Annotated in this window: 6 protein-coding genes and 1 pseudogene; 4 read left to right on the top strand and 3 right to left on the bottom strand. The window is 72.2% G+C overall.

Features of this window, described 5'->3' with window-relative positions:
* Position 1 precedes the first annotated feature (1 nt).
* The 4 genes from B0675_RS26000 to B0675_RS25985 all read left to right on the top strand — a co-directional run bounded on the left by B0675_RS26000 (position 2) and on the right by B0675_RS25985 (position 13,166).
* Positions 2–7,741 carry a non-ribosomal peptide synthetase gene (locus tag B0675_RS26000; protein ID WP_081222065.1) on the top strand — a complete coding sequence of 2,580 codons (7,740 nt, stop codon included), beginning with the start codon at positions 2–4 and terminating at the stop codon, positions 7,739–7,741.
* An 11-nt stretch (positions 7,742–7,752) separates the two neighbouring features.
* Positions 7,753–11,643, top strand: a complete 3,891-nt coding sequence (locus tag B0675_RS25995) for a non-ribosomal peptide synthetase (RefSeq protein ID WP_081222064.1) — start codon at positions 7,753–7,755, stop codon at positions 11,641–11,643.
* 70 nt (positions 11,644–11,713) lie between these two features.
* Positions 11,714–12,445 carry an alpha/beta fold hydrolase gene (locus tag B0675_RS25990; protein ID WP_081222063.1) on the top strand — a complete coding sequence of 244 codons (732 nt, stop codon included), beginning with the start codon at positions 11,714–11,716 and terminating at the stop codon, positions 12,443–12,445.
* Positions 12,446–12,590: 145 nt separating this feature from the next.
* Positions 12,591–13,166, top strand: coding sequence for a Uma2 family endonuclease (locus B0675_RS25985; protein ID WP_081223879.1), 576 nt, complete (start codon positions 12,591–12,593; stop codon positions 13,164–13,166).
* Positions 13,167–13,247: 81 nt separating this feature from the next.
* On the opposite strand, the gene B0675_RS25980 is transcribed toward B0675_RS25985, so the two are convergent.
* The 3 genes and pseudogenes from B0675_RS25980 to B0675_RS42590 form a co-directional block, all read right to left on the bottom strand.
* Entirely contained in the window at positions 13,248–13,628 is a 381-nt protein-coding gene (locus tag B0675_RS25980) for a hypothetical protein (protein ID WP_179165431.1), read from the bottom strand.
* On the bottom strand, positions 13,625–13,882 hold the full coding sequence (locus B0675_RS25975; protein ID WP_081223878.1) for a hypothetical protein: 258 nt from the start codon (positions 13,880–13,882) through the stop codon (positions 13,625–13,627). The genes B0675_RS25980 and B0675_RS25975 overlap by 4 nt, the downstream gene beginning before the upstream one ends.
* A gap of 201 nt (positions 13,883–14,083) precedes the next feature.
* Positions 14,084–14,239: pseudogene (locus B0675_RS42590) on the bottom strand (hypothetical protein); the annotation flags it as partial.
* Positions 14,240–14,312: the final 73 nt, after the last annotated feature.

Here is a 14,312-nt window from a genome sequence, read left to right as displayed (position 1 = left end):
GATGATCCCGCTGTCGTTCGCCCAACGCCGGCTGTGGTTCCTCCACCGCCTGGAGGGCCCCTCCGCGACCTACAACATCCCCTTCGCGCTCCGCCTGGAGGGCCCCCTCGACACCACCGCACTGGCCGCCGCCGTCACCGACGTCGCCACCCGCCACGAAACCCTGCGCACCCTGATCGTGGAGGACGCCGACGGCACACCGGGCCAGCGGATCCTGCCCCCCGCCGAAGCCGTCCTGCCCTTCACCGTCACCGACACCACCCCCGGCGAACTGGACGCCGCCCTGGACACGGTCCTGCGCCGCGGCTTCCACCTGGAGTCGCAACTCCCGCTGCGCACCACCGTCTTCCGGCTCGCCCCGCAGGAACACGTCGTCGCGTTCGTCTTCCACCACATCGCCGTCGACGGCGCCTCCATGGCCCCCTTCCTCACCGACCTGGTCACCGCCTACACCGCCCGCCGCCAGGGCCGGCCCCCCAACTGGACGCCGCTGCCCGTCCAGTACAAGGACTACACCCTGTGGCAGCGCCAGCTCCTGGGCGACGAGGACGACCCCGAGTCGGTCGCCGCCGCACAGATCGACTACTGGCGCACCGAACTCGACGGCGTGCCGCAGCCGGTCCAGCTCCCGCTGGACCGGCCCCGCCCCACCATGCCCGGCCACCACGGCGGCCACGTCTCCTTCATCCTGGAACCCGAACTCCTCACCGGCATCGGGAAACTGGCCGCCGACCACGGCGCCACCGCCCCCATGGCCGCCCAGGCCGCCCTCGCCCTGCTCCTGCACAAACTCGGCGGCGGCCACGACGTGACCATCGGCAGCCCCATCGAGGGCCGCGCCGACGAACAGCTCGACGACCTCATCGGCTTCTTCGTCAACACCTGGGTCCTGCGCGCCGACCTCGCCACCGCCCCCACCTTCGCCGACCTCCTCGAACAGGTACGGGAGAAGGCGCTCGCCGCCTACGACAACCAGGACCTGCCCTTCGAACGCCTGGTGGAACTCCTCGGCCAGGACCGCGCCACCTCCTACCAGCCGCTGTTCCAGACCATGCTGGCCTGGCAGTTCGTGTGGCCGCAGATCCACCTGCCGGGCCTGAACGCCACCCCGCTCGCCGCCGACACCCGCTCCGCGAAGTTCGACCTGTTCTTCAACGTCGTCCCCGACGCCGACGGCGGCGCCTACGGACGCCTGGAGTACGCCGAGGAACTCTTCGACCAGAGCACGGCCGCCGCCATCGCCGACCGCTTCGTACGCGTCCTGCGCCACGTGGTCGCCGACCCCGGCGCCCCCCTCACCGCCCTCGACGTGCGCACCGACGCCGAACGCGAGGACCAGGCCCGCCGCAACGACACCGCCACCCCCCACGCCGCTACGACGCTGCCCGAACTCCTCGCCGCGCAGCGCGCCCGCACCCCCGACGCCCCCGCCGTCATCCACGCCGCCACCACCCTGACCTACCGGCAGCTCGACGAGCGCGCCGCACGCCTCGCCGCCCACCTGCGCGCCCACGGGGCCGGCCCCGACGTGCTGGTCGCCGTCGCCCTGCCCCGCACCGCGGACCTCGTCGTCGCCCTCCTGGCCGTCCTCAAGGCCGGCGCCGCCTACCTGCCCGTCGACCCCCAGCACCCGGCCGCCCGCACCCGCCTCCTGCTCACCACCGCCAGGCCCGCCCTGCTGCTCACCGACCGCGCCACCGCCCCCCAGGCGGGCCTCGACGCGGACACGGCGCCCGTCCTGCACCTCGACGACCTCGACCTCACGGGCCCCGCCCCCGCCCTGCCCGCGGTGCGGGTTCGGCCGGACGACCTGGCTTACGTGATGTTCACCTCCGGCTCGACCGGCACCCCCAAGGGCGTCGCCGTCACCCACGCCGGCGTCGTCAACGGCATAACGGACCTGCGCCGCACCGTCCACGCCGGACCGGGGGAGAGGATGCTCGCCGCGACCTCGGTCAACTTCGACGTCTCCGTGTTCGAGATCTTCACCGCCCTCACCACCGGAGCGAGCGTCGAGATCGTCCGCGACGTCCTCGAACTCGCCGAACGCGACGCCTGGTCGGGCACCACCATCAGCGCCGTACCCGCCGTGTTCTCCGCCCTCCTGGACCACATCACCCACCACCCCGGCAGCCTCCGCCTCACCGTGGACACCCTCGTCCTCGCCGGCGAAGCCCTCACGGCCGACCTGGTGGACAAGGCCCGCACCGTGCTGCCCGGCGTACGGATCGTCAACGCCTACGGGCAGACCGAAAGCTTCTACGCCACCACCCACACCCTGCCCCAGGAGAGCGCCCCCACCGGGGCGCTGCCCATCGGCAGGCCCCTGGCCAACCTGCGCACCCACGTCCTGGGCCCCGACCTCACCCCCGTCCCGCCCGGCGTGATCGGCGAACTCCACGTCGCCGGAATCCTCGCCCGCGGCTACCACGACAACCCGGCCGCGACCGCCCAGCGCTTCCTGCCCGACCCCTTCGGCGCGCCCGGCGAGCGCATGTACCGCACCGGCGACCTGGCCCGCTGGGACGCGGACGGCCACCTCGTCTACGCGGGACGCGCCGACACCCAGGTCAAGATCAACGGCATCCGGATCGAACCCACCGAGATCGAGACCGTCCTGACCCGCCACCCCGCCGTCGGCCAGGCCGTCGTCACCGTCCACCAGGACCCCGCCGCAGGAACCCGCCTGGTCGCCCACCTGGCGCCCCCGGCCGCCGCCGAGGAGGCCGCCGCACCGGCCGTCATCGACGAGAGCGACGTGCGGCGCTTCGCCGCCCGCCACCTGCCCGACTACATGGTGCCCGCCGCCCTCGTCACCCTGGAACGCCTCCCGCTGACCGCGAGCGGCAAACTCGACCGGGCCGCGCTGCCCGCCCCGGTGTTCACCAGCGCCGGACACCGCCCGCCGCGCACGGCGACCGAACAGACCCTGGCCGAGGTGTACGCCGACGTCCTGGCCGCCTCCCGGGTCGGCATCGACGACGACTTTTTCACCAGCGGCGGCGACAGCATCCGCTCCATCCAGGTCGTCGCCCGGGCCACGGCACGCGGCGTGCGGATCAGCACCCGCGACATCTTCGAGCACCGCACCATCGCCCGGCTCGCCGAACTGATCGAGGCCCGCGGCGCCGAGCAGCGGCCGGTCCTGGCCGAACTGCCCGGCGCCGGCGTCGGCTGGGCCCCGCTGACCCCGACCGCCGCCCACGTCCTGGCCCTCGGCGCGGGCACCGGCCGGTTCTCCATGTCCGCCCTGCTGACCCTGCCCGACGGCATCACCCCCGCACAGCTCACCGCCACCCTGCAAACCCTGCTGGACCGCCACGACGTGCTGCGCTCCCGCCTCGTCCGCCTCCAGCCCGGCCTGCGCATGGAGCCCCCCGGCGCCGTCGACGCCGCCACCCTGCTCCACCGCAGGCCCTACGACCCCACAACCGTGCAGGCCGAACTCGACGCCGCCGCCGCCCGCCTGGACCCCGACACCGGCGTGATGGCCCAGTTCGTCCACCTCACCGACGACACCGGACCCGGCCGGCTTCTCCTCGTCCTGCACCACCTCGTCGTCGACGGCGTGTCCTGGCGGATCCTGCTGCCCGACCTGGCCGACGCCTGGCAGCACGTCCGCGACAACCTCGAACCCCCACCCGCCCCCGCCTCCACCTCCCTGCGCCGCTGGGCCCACGCCCTGGCCGAGACGGCCAACACCCCCCAGCGGGAAGCGGAACTGCCCCACTGGCAGCAGATCCTCCGCGAGGGCGAACCACCCCTGGGAAGCCGCCGCACCGACCCCGCCCAGGACACCGCCGCCACCACCGACACCGTCCGCGTCCGCATCCCCGCCGACATCACCCACACCTTGCTGACCACCCTGCCCGCCCTGTACCGCGGCGGCGCCGACGACGCCCTGCTCACCGGCCTCGCCCTCGCCCTCGCCCGCTGGCGCGCCCGCCACGACACCCCCGCACCCGCGACACTGGTCCGCCTGGAGGGCCACGGCCGCGAGGAACACCTCGTCCCCGGCGCCGACCTGACCGCCACCATCGGCTGGTTCACCGCCATGTACCCGGTCCGCCTGGACCTCGCGGGCCTCGACCTCGCGGACGCCTTCGCCGGCGGCCCCGCCGCCGGAGCAGCACTCAAGGCCGTCAAGGAACACCTGCGCACGGTCCCCGACAACGGCCTGGGCCACGGCCTGCTGCGCCACCTCAACCCCCGCACCGCCCCCGTACTGGCCGCCCTGCCCCAGCCGCAGATCGGCTTCAACTACCTGGGCCGCGCCTCCGCCGCCGACCTGCCCGAACACCTGCGGAGCGCCGGCTTCACCCCCGACACCGGCCACCAGGACCTGATCGCCGCCGACGACCCGGACATGCCCGTCCTGTCCGCCCTGGAGATCAACACGGTCGCCGCACCCACCGACGAAGGCGACGAACTGAGCGCCTACTTCGGCTTCGCCACCGGCGTCCTGACCCGCCCGCAGGTCACCGAACTCGCCGACCTGTGGGTGAAGGCCCTGACCGCCCTGGCCCACCACACCACCACCGACGGCGCCGGCGGCCTCACCCCCAGCGACGTGCCCCTGGCCGAGGTGAACCAGACGGAGATCGACGGCTGGGAGCAGCGCTTTGGCCCGCTCACCCAGGTGTGGCCGGTGACCCCGGCCCAGTCCGGAATGCTCTTCCACACCCTGCTCGCCGGCACCTCCGCCTTCGACGCCTACCGCATGCAGCTCGTGTTCCACCTCGACGGAGACGCGGACCCCGAGCGGATGCGCCGCGCCGGACATGCCCTGCTGGAGCGCCACCCCGGGCTGCGCGCCGCGTTCGTCGAGCGCGCCGACGGCGAAGCGGTCCAGGTCATCCCGACGACGGCGCCGCTGCCCTGGCGGCACCTCGACCTCACCGCCCGCCCGGACGAGGAGCGCACCGCGGCGTTCGAACGGTTCCTCGAGGAGGACCGTGCCGCCCCCTTCGACCTCACCGAACCACCCCTGCTGCGCCTGGCGCTGGTCACCCTGGAGCCGGGCCGCGCCGAACTGGTGCTGACCGCCCACCACGCCCTGTTCGACGGGTGGTCCACCCCACTGCTGCTGCAGGACCTCCTGTTCCTGTACGCCTCCGGCGGCGATGGCTCCGTCCTGCCCCCGGCCCGTGACTTCGGCGACTTCCTGTCCTGGCGCGCCCGCCAGGACCCGCAGGAGTCCGCGCGGGCGTGGGCCGGTGAACTCGACGGCCTCGCCGAGCCCACCCTGCTGGCGCCCGGCGCCGAGCAGGCCGGCGACGAAGGCCTCGACGAGGTCGACGTCACCCTCCCGCCGGAGCTGGCCCGCAGCCTTCCCCGGGCCGCGGCCGCCATGGGGGTCACCGCCAACACCCTTCTCCAGGGCGCCTGGGCGCTGCTGATCGGCCAGCTCACCGGCCGTCAGGACGTCGTGTTCGGCGCCACCGTCTCCGGCCGACCCGCCGCTGTCACCGGCGTCGAATCGATGGTCGGCATGTTCATCAACACCCTCCCGGTGCGCGTCACGCACGCCCCCGGCGACACAATCGCCGGGCTCCTGAGCCGGCTGCAGCAACGCCAGGCGGCGCTCACCGACCACCACCATCACGGGCTCACCGAGATCCAGCAGCCCACCGGCCTGCCCGCCCTCTTCGACACCCTGGTCGTCTTCGAGTCCTACCCCGTCGACGAGGACGGCCTGAACGCGGCCGGCGCCGCCAGCGGCGGCCTCACCGTCACGGGCCTGCGCCACGCCACCGGCACCAACTACCCGCTGACCCTGACGGCCCTGGTCGAACCCCAGCTGAAGCTCACCCTGCAGTACGCGCGCGCCGTCTTCGGCCGGGCCACCGTCGAGACGTACGCGGCCCGCCTGGTCCGCGTCCTTGCCCGCCTCGCGGACAGCCCCCACCTGCCCGCCTCCCGCCTGGACACCCTGTCCGACGGCGAACGCGAGCGCCTCCTCGAAGCGTTCAACGACACCGCCGCCCCCACCCCCGACACCACCATCGGCGCCCTGATCGAACAGCAGAGCGCCCGCACCCCCGACGCGAGCGCACTCATCGCGGGCCAGACCACGCTCACCTACCGGGAACTGAACCGGCGGTCCGACGCGCTGGCGCACGAACTCGCCGCCCGCGGCGGGGGAGCGGAGTCCCTGATCGCCCTCTCGCTGCCCCGCACCGCGGACCTGGTCATCGCCCTCCTCGCAGTCCTGAAAGCGGGCTGCGCCTATCTGCCGCTCGACCCCAAATACCCCGGCCACCGCCTCGCCGCGATCCTCACCGACGCCCGGCCCGCCCTTCTCCTCACCGACACCCCCACCTCCGCCCTGCTGCCCGACCACGAGGCCACCACCGTCCTGATCGACACCCTCGATCCGGCCGCCCACCCCGCCGCACCACCTCAACAGGCCGTGCACCCCGACCAGTTGGCGTACGTGATGTACACCTCCGGCTCCACCGGCCGGCCCAAGGGCGTCGCCATCACCCACGCGGGCGTCGTCAATGGCGTACTGCACCTCGCCGACCGGCTGGACCTCGGACCGGGCAAGCGGCTCCTGGCGGGCGCATCCGTCAACTTCGACGTCTCCGCGTTCGAGATCTTCACCACCCTCGCCACCGGCGGCACCGTCGAACTGGTCCGCGACGTCCTGGTCCTGGGCGAACGCGAACGATGGAGCGGCAGCGTCATCTCCACCGTGCCCTCCGCGTTCGCCGAACTCCTCGACCGGATCACCGGCCGCACCGAGGTCGAGAGCGTCGTCTTCGCCGGCGAGGCACTGCCCGCAGCCCTCGCCGACCGCACCCGCCAGGCCTTCCCCGGCGTCCGCGTCGTCAACGCCTACGGGCAGAGCGAGACGTTCTACGCCACCACCCACACCACCGCCCCCCAGGACGGCGGGCCCGGCAGCGTTCCGCTGGGCGCCCCGCTGGACAACATGCGCGCCTACGTCCTGGGCCCCGGCCTGATCCCGGTACCACCCGGCGCAGCCGGCGAACTGTACGTCGGCGGGGCCATCGGCCGCGGCTACCACGACCGCCCCACCCTGACCGCCGCCCGCTTCGTCCCCGACCCCCACGGTGCGCCCGGCGCCCGCATGTACCGCACCGGCGACCTGGCCCGCTTCACCGCGGAAGGCCTGCTGGAGTACGCGGGCCGCTCCGACGCCCAGGTCAAGGTCCGCGGCTTCCGCGTCGAACCCGGCGAGGTCGAGGCCGTCCTGACCGCCCACCCGCACCTGGCGCAGGCCGCCGTCATCACCCACGGCACCGGCACCGCCACCCGCCTGGTCGGCTACGCCGTACCCGAGCAGGAGACCTCGGCCCAGGAGATCCGCCGGCACGCCGCCGAGCACCTGCCCGAGTACATGGTGCCCTCCGCCGTCGTCCTGCTGGAGCGGCTGCCACTGATGCCCAACGGCAAACTCGACCGCGCAGCCCTGCCCGAACCCGAGTACACCGCCGCCCCCTACCGCGCCCCGCGCACCCCCCGCGAGGAAACCCTGGCCGCCCTGTTCGCCGAGATCCTCGGCCGCGACCGGGTCGGCATCGACGACGGCTTCTTCGAACTGGGCGGGCACTCCCTGCTCGCCACCCGCCTCATCAGCCGCGCCCGCGCCGAGGCGGGCATCGAGATCCCCATCCGCACGATCTTCGACCTGCCCACGGTGGCCGAACTCGCCGCCTGGTCCCAGGAGTCGGCCGCCCCCCGCCGCCCCAGCCTGCGCCAGATGTTCGCCTAGGAGTGGAACTGATGATCCCGCTGTCATACGCCCAACGCCGCATGTGGCTCCTGCACCAACTGGAGGGCGGAGCGGCCACCTACAACATTTCGGCGGCGTTCCGGCTCACCGGCCCCCTCGACGAGGACGCCCTGACCGCCGCCCTGCGCGACGTGGCCCAACGGCACGAGATCCTGCGCACCCGCTACGCCGTCGACGAGAGCGGAGAGCCCTTCTCCCACATCCTCGACGCGGCCGACACCGACCGGCAGGTCCGCCTGCGCGAGGTAACGGCCGACGAGGTGCCCGCGGTCATCGACGCCGCCGTCGCGCACCGCTTCGACCTGACCGCCGAACTGCCCTGGCGCGCCGACGTCCTGCGCTGCTCACCGACCGAGCACGTCCTGGTCCTGGTCATCCACCACATCGCCTCCGACGGCAGCTCCAGCGCCCCGATGATGCGCGACCTGTTCGCCGCCTACACCGCCCGCGCCGACGGCCGTGCACCCGCCTTCGAGCCGCTGCCCGTGCAGTACAAGGACTACGCGCTGTGGCAGCGCGAGGTCCTGGGCGACCCCAGTGACGCGGGCAGCCTCGCCGCCGCCCAGGTCGAGTACTGGCGCAAGGAACTCGCCGGCGTCCCGCAGCCGCTGAACCTCCCGCTGGACCGGCCCCGGCCCGCCGAGGCCGGCTCACACGGCGACACCGTCCCCCTGCACGTCGACGCCGTCACCACGGGCGTACTGCAGAACCTCGCCAAGCAACGCGGCACCAGCATGTCGATGCTCCTGCAGGCAGCACTCGCCGTCCTGCTCGGCAAGCTCGGCGGCGGCGACGACATCACCATCGGCTCCCCGATCGCCGGCCGCACCGACGAAGCCCTCGCCGACCTGATCGGCTGCTTCGTCAACACCCAGGTCCTGCGCGCCGACCTGGCCGACAACCCCGCCTTCACCAGCCTGCTGGCCCAGGTACGCGACAAGGCGCTGGCCGCCTACGAGCACCAGGACGTGCCCTTCGACGCGATCGTCGAGGCCATCAACCCCGAACGCTCCGCCGCCTACCAGCCGCTCTTCCAGGTGATCTTCTCCTGGCAGAGCTACGAGAAGCCCTCCTTCGAACTCGACGGCCTCGAGGTCCGCTTCGAACAGGCCATCCCCGAGACCGCCATGGTCGACCTGACCTTCTTCCTCACCACGGACGAGACCGGCGCACTGCGCGGCGACCTGCAGTACGCCACCGACCTCTTCGACCGCGAGACCGCCCAGGAGATCTCCGCCCGCCTCACCCGCGTCCTGACACAGTTCGCCGCCGACCCGACGCTGCGCGTCAGCGACATCGACGTCCTCAGCCCCGAAGAGCACCAGCGCCTCACCGACGCCACCACCGCGGGCGAGACCATCGAGGACGTCACCCTGGTCGAGCTGTTCGAACGCCAGGCGGCCCAGCACGCGGACTCCGTCGCGGTGCTCTGTGAGGGCACCGCCCTCACCTACGGTCAGGCCAACGCCCGCGCCAACCGCCTCGCCCGCCACCTCGTGGCCCAGGGCGTGGGCCCCGAGTCCCTGGTCGGCATCTGCCTGGAACGCTCCGAGAACCTCGTCGTCGCGATCCTCGCCGTCCTCAAGGCCGGCGGCGCCTACCTGCCCATCGACCCCGACTCCCCGGCCGACCGCATCGCCTACCTGATCCAGGACGCCGACCCCGTCCTCCTCCTCACCACCAGCACCACCCACGCCGCCCGCGACCTCGCCCCCCACCTGCCGCGCCTGCACCTCGACGAGCCCGGCACCCCCGCCGGGACCGCCGACGCCGGCGACCTCACCGACGCCGAACGCCGCAGCCCGCTGCGCCCCGACCACCCCGCGTACGTGATCTACACCTCCGGGTCGACCGGCCGTCCCAAGGGCGTCCTGATCCCGCACCGCAACGTCGTCGGACTCTTCACCGCCGCCCAGGACTTCGCCTTCGGCGCCGACGACGTGTGGACCCTCTTCCACTCCTACGCCTTCGACTTCTCCGTGTGGGAACTGTGGGGCCCGCTGCTGCACGGCGGCCGCCTGGTCGTCGTCCCCTACGACGTCTCCCGCTCCCCGGAGGACTTCCTGCAGCTCCTGGCCCGCGAACAGGTCACCGTCCTCAACCAGACCCCCTCCGCCTTCTACCAGCTCATCCAGGCCGACGCCCAGCAGCCGTGCCGCGAACTGGCCCTGCGCTACGTGGTGTTCGGCGGCGAGGCCCTGGACCTGAACCGGCTTGGCGACTGGTACGAACGCCGCGGCGGCGACACCCCCGTCCTGGTGAACATGTACGGCATCACCGAGACCACCGTGCACGTCACCCGCATCGACCTCGACGAGCACGCCGCCGCCCGCTACCGCGCCAGCGTCATCGGCCCGGCGATCCCCGGCCTCGCCGCCCACGTCCTGGACACCAATCTCAAGCCGGTACCCGCCGGCGTGACCGGCGAACTGTACGTCGGCGGCTACGGACTGGCCCGCGGCTACCACGGCCGCCCCGGCCTGACCGCCTCCCGCTTCGTCGCCTGCCCCTTCGGCACGCCCGGCGAGCGCATGTACCGCAGCGGCGACCTCGTCCGCCTCAGCCGGCACGGACAGCTGGAGTACGTCGGCCGCGCCGACTCCCAGGTGAAGATCCGCGGCTTCCGCATCGAGCTCGGCGAGATCGAACACGCCCTGGCGAGCCACCCCGCCGTCGCCGAGGCGGCCGTCCTGGTCCGCGAGAACGGCGACGGCGACAAACGACTGATCGGCTACGTCGTCCCCGAACCCGGCGCCGCACCGGACACCGCCGCGCTCACCGCCCACCTGCGCGAACGCCTGCCCGACTACATGGTGCCCGCCACCCTGATCACCCTGGAGCACATCCCGCTCACCTCCAACGGCAAACTCGACCGGCGCGCCCTGCCCGCCGAGGACACGGCCGCCGCCGCGACCGGCGGCGGACCGCGCAACTCCTACGAGGAACGGCTGTGCGCCCTGTTCGGCGAGCTGCTGGGCGTGGAGCAGGTCGGGGTCGACGACGGGTTCTTCGCGCTCGGCGGCCACTCGCTGCTGGCCACCCGCCTCAGCGTCCGCGTCCGCGGCGAGTTCGGCATCGACATCCCCATCAGGACGATCATCAAGTACCCCACGGTCGCCGAACTGGCCGCGCTGATGCTCGCCGGCGGTGTCCCCGCCGACGACGCCGACTCCTTCGCGGTCGTACTGCCCCTGAACAGCGACCCCGGCACCGGGAAGAAGCCGGTGTGGTTCTTCCACGGCGGCGGCGGCCTGGGCTGGGCCTACTACAGCTTCGTCACGCACCTGCAGGACCGGCCCGCCTACGCCCTGCAGTCCCGCGGCTCCGACGGCGTGGACACCCTCGCCTCTAGTGCGAAGGAGATGATCGACGACTACGTCACCCAGATCCTGCGCACCCAGCCCGAGGGCCCCTACAACCTCATCGGCTGGTCCTACGGCGGCACCGTCGTCCAGGCCGTCGCCGACGCCCTGGACCGGCTCGGACACCAGGTCGCCCTGGTGGCGATCCTGGACGCGCAGCCCGGCGGCCACGGATTCCGCGAGGTCCACGCCGGCAAGGACTCCGCCGACTACCGGGCCGAGCTTGAGGACGACTTCAGCCAGTACATCCGCCTGGGCGGCCGGCAGGGCTTCCTGGACACCATGGCGAAGGTCCTCGCCAACAACGCCGCCCTGATGATGGACTTCGAATCGCCCGCCTACCGCGGCGACGTGCTGTATTTCAACGCGGCCCAGGAGGACACCTCCTACGCCCACCTGTGGCGGCCCTACGTCCTGGGCGCCTTGGACGTGCACACCATGAACGCCTCGCACCACGAGATGCACATGCCGGCGCCGGTCGCCGAGTTCTTCGAGATCGCCCGCGACCGGCTGGCATGACCGGCCGGCCGCCCGGTGCCCGGCACCGGACCGACACACGATCACACCGAACGGATGGGGGTGGGCCGCGATGAGCGGACCCCGGACACCGCAGGAAGACCCGGAGCAGGCCACGCTGCTGTGCGTGCCGTTCGCGGGAGCAGGACCCTCGTTCTTCCACCCCTGGCGGGAACTGTCCGCCGGCCGGTGGCGCGTCACCTCGGTCGAACTGCCCGGTAGGGAACGGCGGATCCTGGACACGCCGTACCGCAACGTCGTCGAGGCGGCCAAGGGCTCCATCGACGACATCGTCGCCGACCTCGGCGAGGGCACCTCCACCGTGCTGTTCGGACACAGCCTCGGCGCCGTCCTCGCCTACGAACTCGCCCACCTGCTCCCCACCCGGGGCGTGCACGTCGAGCGCCTGGTCGTCAGCGGCTCACCGGGCCCCTGGACCCAGCGCGAACGCCGCGCGACGGGCCTGCCCGACGAGGAGTTCCTCGCCCGCGTCGAGGAGTTCGCGGGTTTTCGGCACGAGGCCCTGGACCACCCGGAGATGCGGGAGCTGATCCTGCCGGTCCTGCAGGCCGACTGCGAGATGCACGAGAACTACGTCCCCTCCACCGACACCCCGCTCGCGGTGCCGGTCTGCTCCCTGCGCGGCGCCTGGGACGGGCTGGTCACCGCGGCCGAGGCCCGCCAGTGGCAGGACGCCACCACCGCCGGCTTCACCTACGCGGAGTTCCCCGGCGACCACATGTACCTCGTCGACCACGGCCGGGAAATCCTGGACACCATCGCGGCCCGGACCGAGGGCGATTGAAGGATCTGAACGAACGAAGCCGGTGCGCAGCGCTCCTGGACAGCAGTTTGTTGAGGATCGCAGCGCCGAAGTCGTGGAGAGCCGGGCCGGATGGAGGGGCCTGCAGGCCGCAGCGGCCCCGTCGGGCGGAACGTACCGTGACAGCGTGAGTGATCAGGATGGCTACCTTCAGCTGCGCGAGTTCCGTGAAACCTTCGACAGGCCTGAGTCGTTGGCGTGGCCGGAGATCAGTCACGGCCAGCTCGTGATGGCCGTGGGGCCCGTGAAACGCCACCAACTGGTCGCGCACCATCTACGCACCCAACTGGAACCCCAGCTCGGGGCGGAGCTTCTCCTCATGGTCGGGACCGACCTGGAGGACGCGGGGCTCGGGGTGCTGCGGGTCCCCGACCTCGTCGTGGTCGACGAGGAAGAAGCCACGGCCCAGGGCGACGCCATCGATCCTCGCCGCACGCACCTGGTGATCGAGATCGTCTCGCCCTCGAATCCGGGCAACGACTACGAGGCCAAACTGCGGGACTATCCGGCCATGGGCGTGCCGCACTACCTGATCGTCGATCCCCGCGACGGCATCGCAGTCCACCACTGGGCGCCCACTCGCCGTATCGGCGTGCCCGCATACGAGAACAGACAGCACTACGCCTACGGGGACGTCGTCAGCGTGGGTGACTGGACGATCGACACTGTGCTTCTGCCGCGCTACGGCGCGGACGTCCGATGATGATGCGGTGCTGGCATGGACGGTGGGCCGGCCAGGGCCACCGACCCGCACGCGCCGCGTAGAACTGCCAGTTTCCTATGCTCAGGGGTTCAGATCGAGAGTTCGGACGGGCTGTCCCTTCCACGTTTCGGGCGCGGTGGTGGCGACCACGGCACCCTCGGGTCGGTCGGGACTGGGCTGGGCCGCATGAAGGGTGTGGGCAGTCGCCCAGGTGGTCTCCTGTGCAACTGCAAGAGCAGCGGGCAGGTCGAGGTCCAGAAACGTGATGCCGGGCAGTGCAGCGATGTGCTCGGCCGTTCCCGGCCGGGCACGGTCGGCCTCAATGAGCGCGCATGTGGTGGCGTAGAGGAACCAGTGGGGTTCGGCGTGAGCGCGGTGAATCAGCCGGGAGGCCAGGATGTTGCCGCGTCCGGCGGCCACCATGGCGGTGTCGTCGAGGAGGACGTGGATTGGACTGGTCACGCGGCGTCCCCGTGCGCCAGGCGTCGGTCCAGTTCCGCGTCGAGTGCGTCCTGTTCGCTTTGAGTGGGACCGTAGCCACTCCACTCCTGCAGGACTGCTCGGGCTTTCTCTGCTCTTTCGGACCGTTCCTCGGGGGTCAGGAGTGTCTCGGCCAGGCGGGCAAGGTAGGTACGCAAAGACACACCCTCGGCCGCTGCGATCTCGGCGAGCCGATCGCGCGCTTCGGCGGGAATGCGGATGTTGGCATCGGTCATGGTCGGACTCCCTTCACTCACCACGACAGGATACGGGTACGTACCCGTATTCTGTCGAATGTCGAAGTGACGGCCGCGGGCCGGTGGTGAGCGCCCTGCACAGGGCGAGGGAGCGGGGATCTCGCCGGCGGCGGGCACGAACCAGTGGTCGTCCTCGCTGACCGCCTCGACGACGTCGACGCGGTCGGCCCAGGCGGCGGCCGCCGTCACTCCGATTCCTGCGCCCAGGTCGAGCAGCATGGGCCGGCCCGCGTGCAGCAGTTCGCTGACCCCGGTGATGCCGTTCGCCGCTCTGAGGTCGGCGTCGGGGACCCGGCGGCCCGACAGCAGGTGCCGGTTGACGTCGTCGAAGACCATCAGCGAGCCCGAACACCTCGCGCAGCGGTGCCGGCTGCCATGCCTTCATGATGACTGCCGACGTAGTGCGGGG

The sequence above is a fragment of the Streptomyces sp. M41(2017) genome, from assembly GCF_002078175.1.
In the GTDB taxonomy this organism is placed as follows: Bacteria; Actinomycetota; Actinomycetes; order Streptomycetales; family Streptomycetaceae; genus Streptomyces.
The sequence above is the reverse complement of the archived record's forward strand: the minus strand, read 5'-3'. Positions and strand labels throughout refer to the sequence as shown.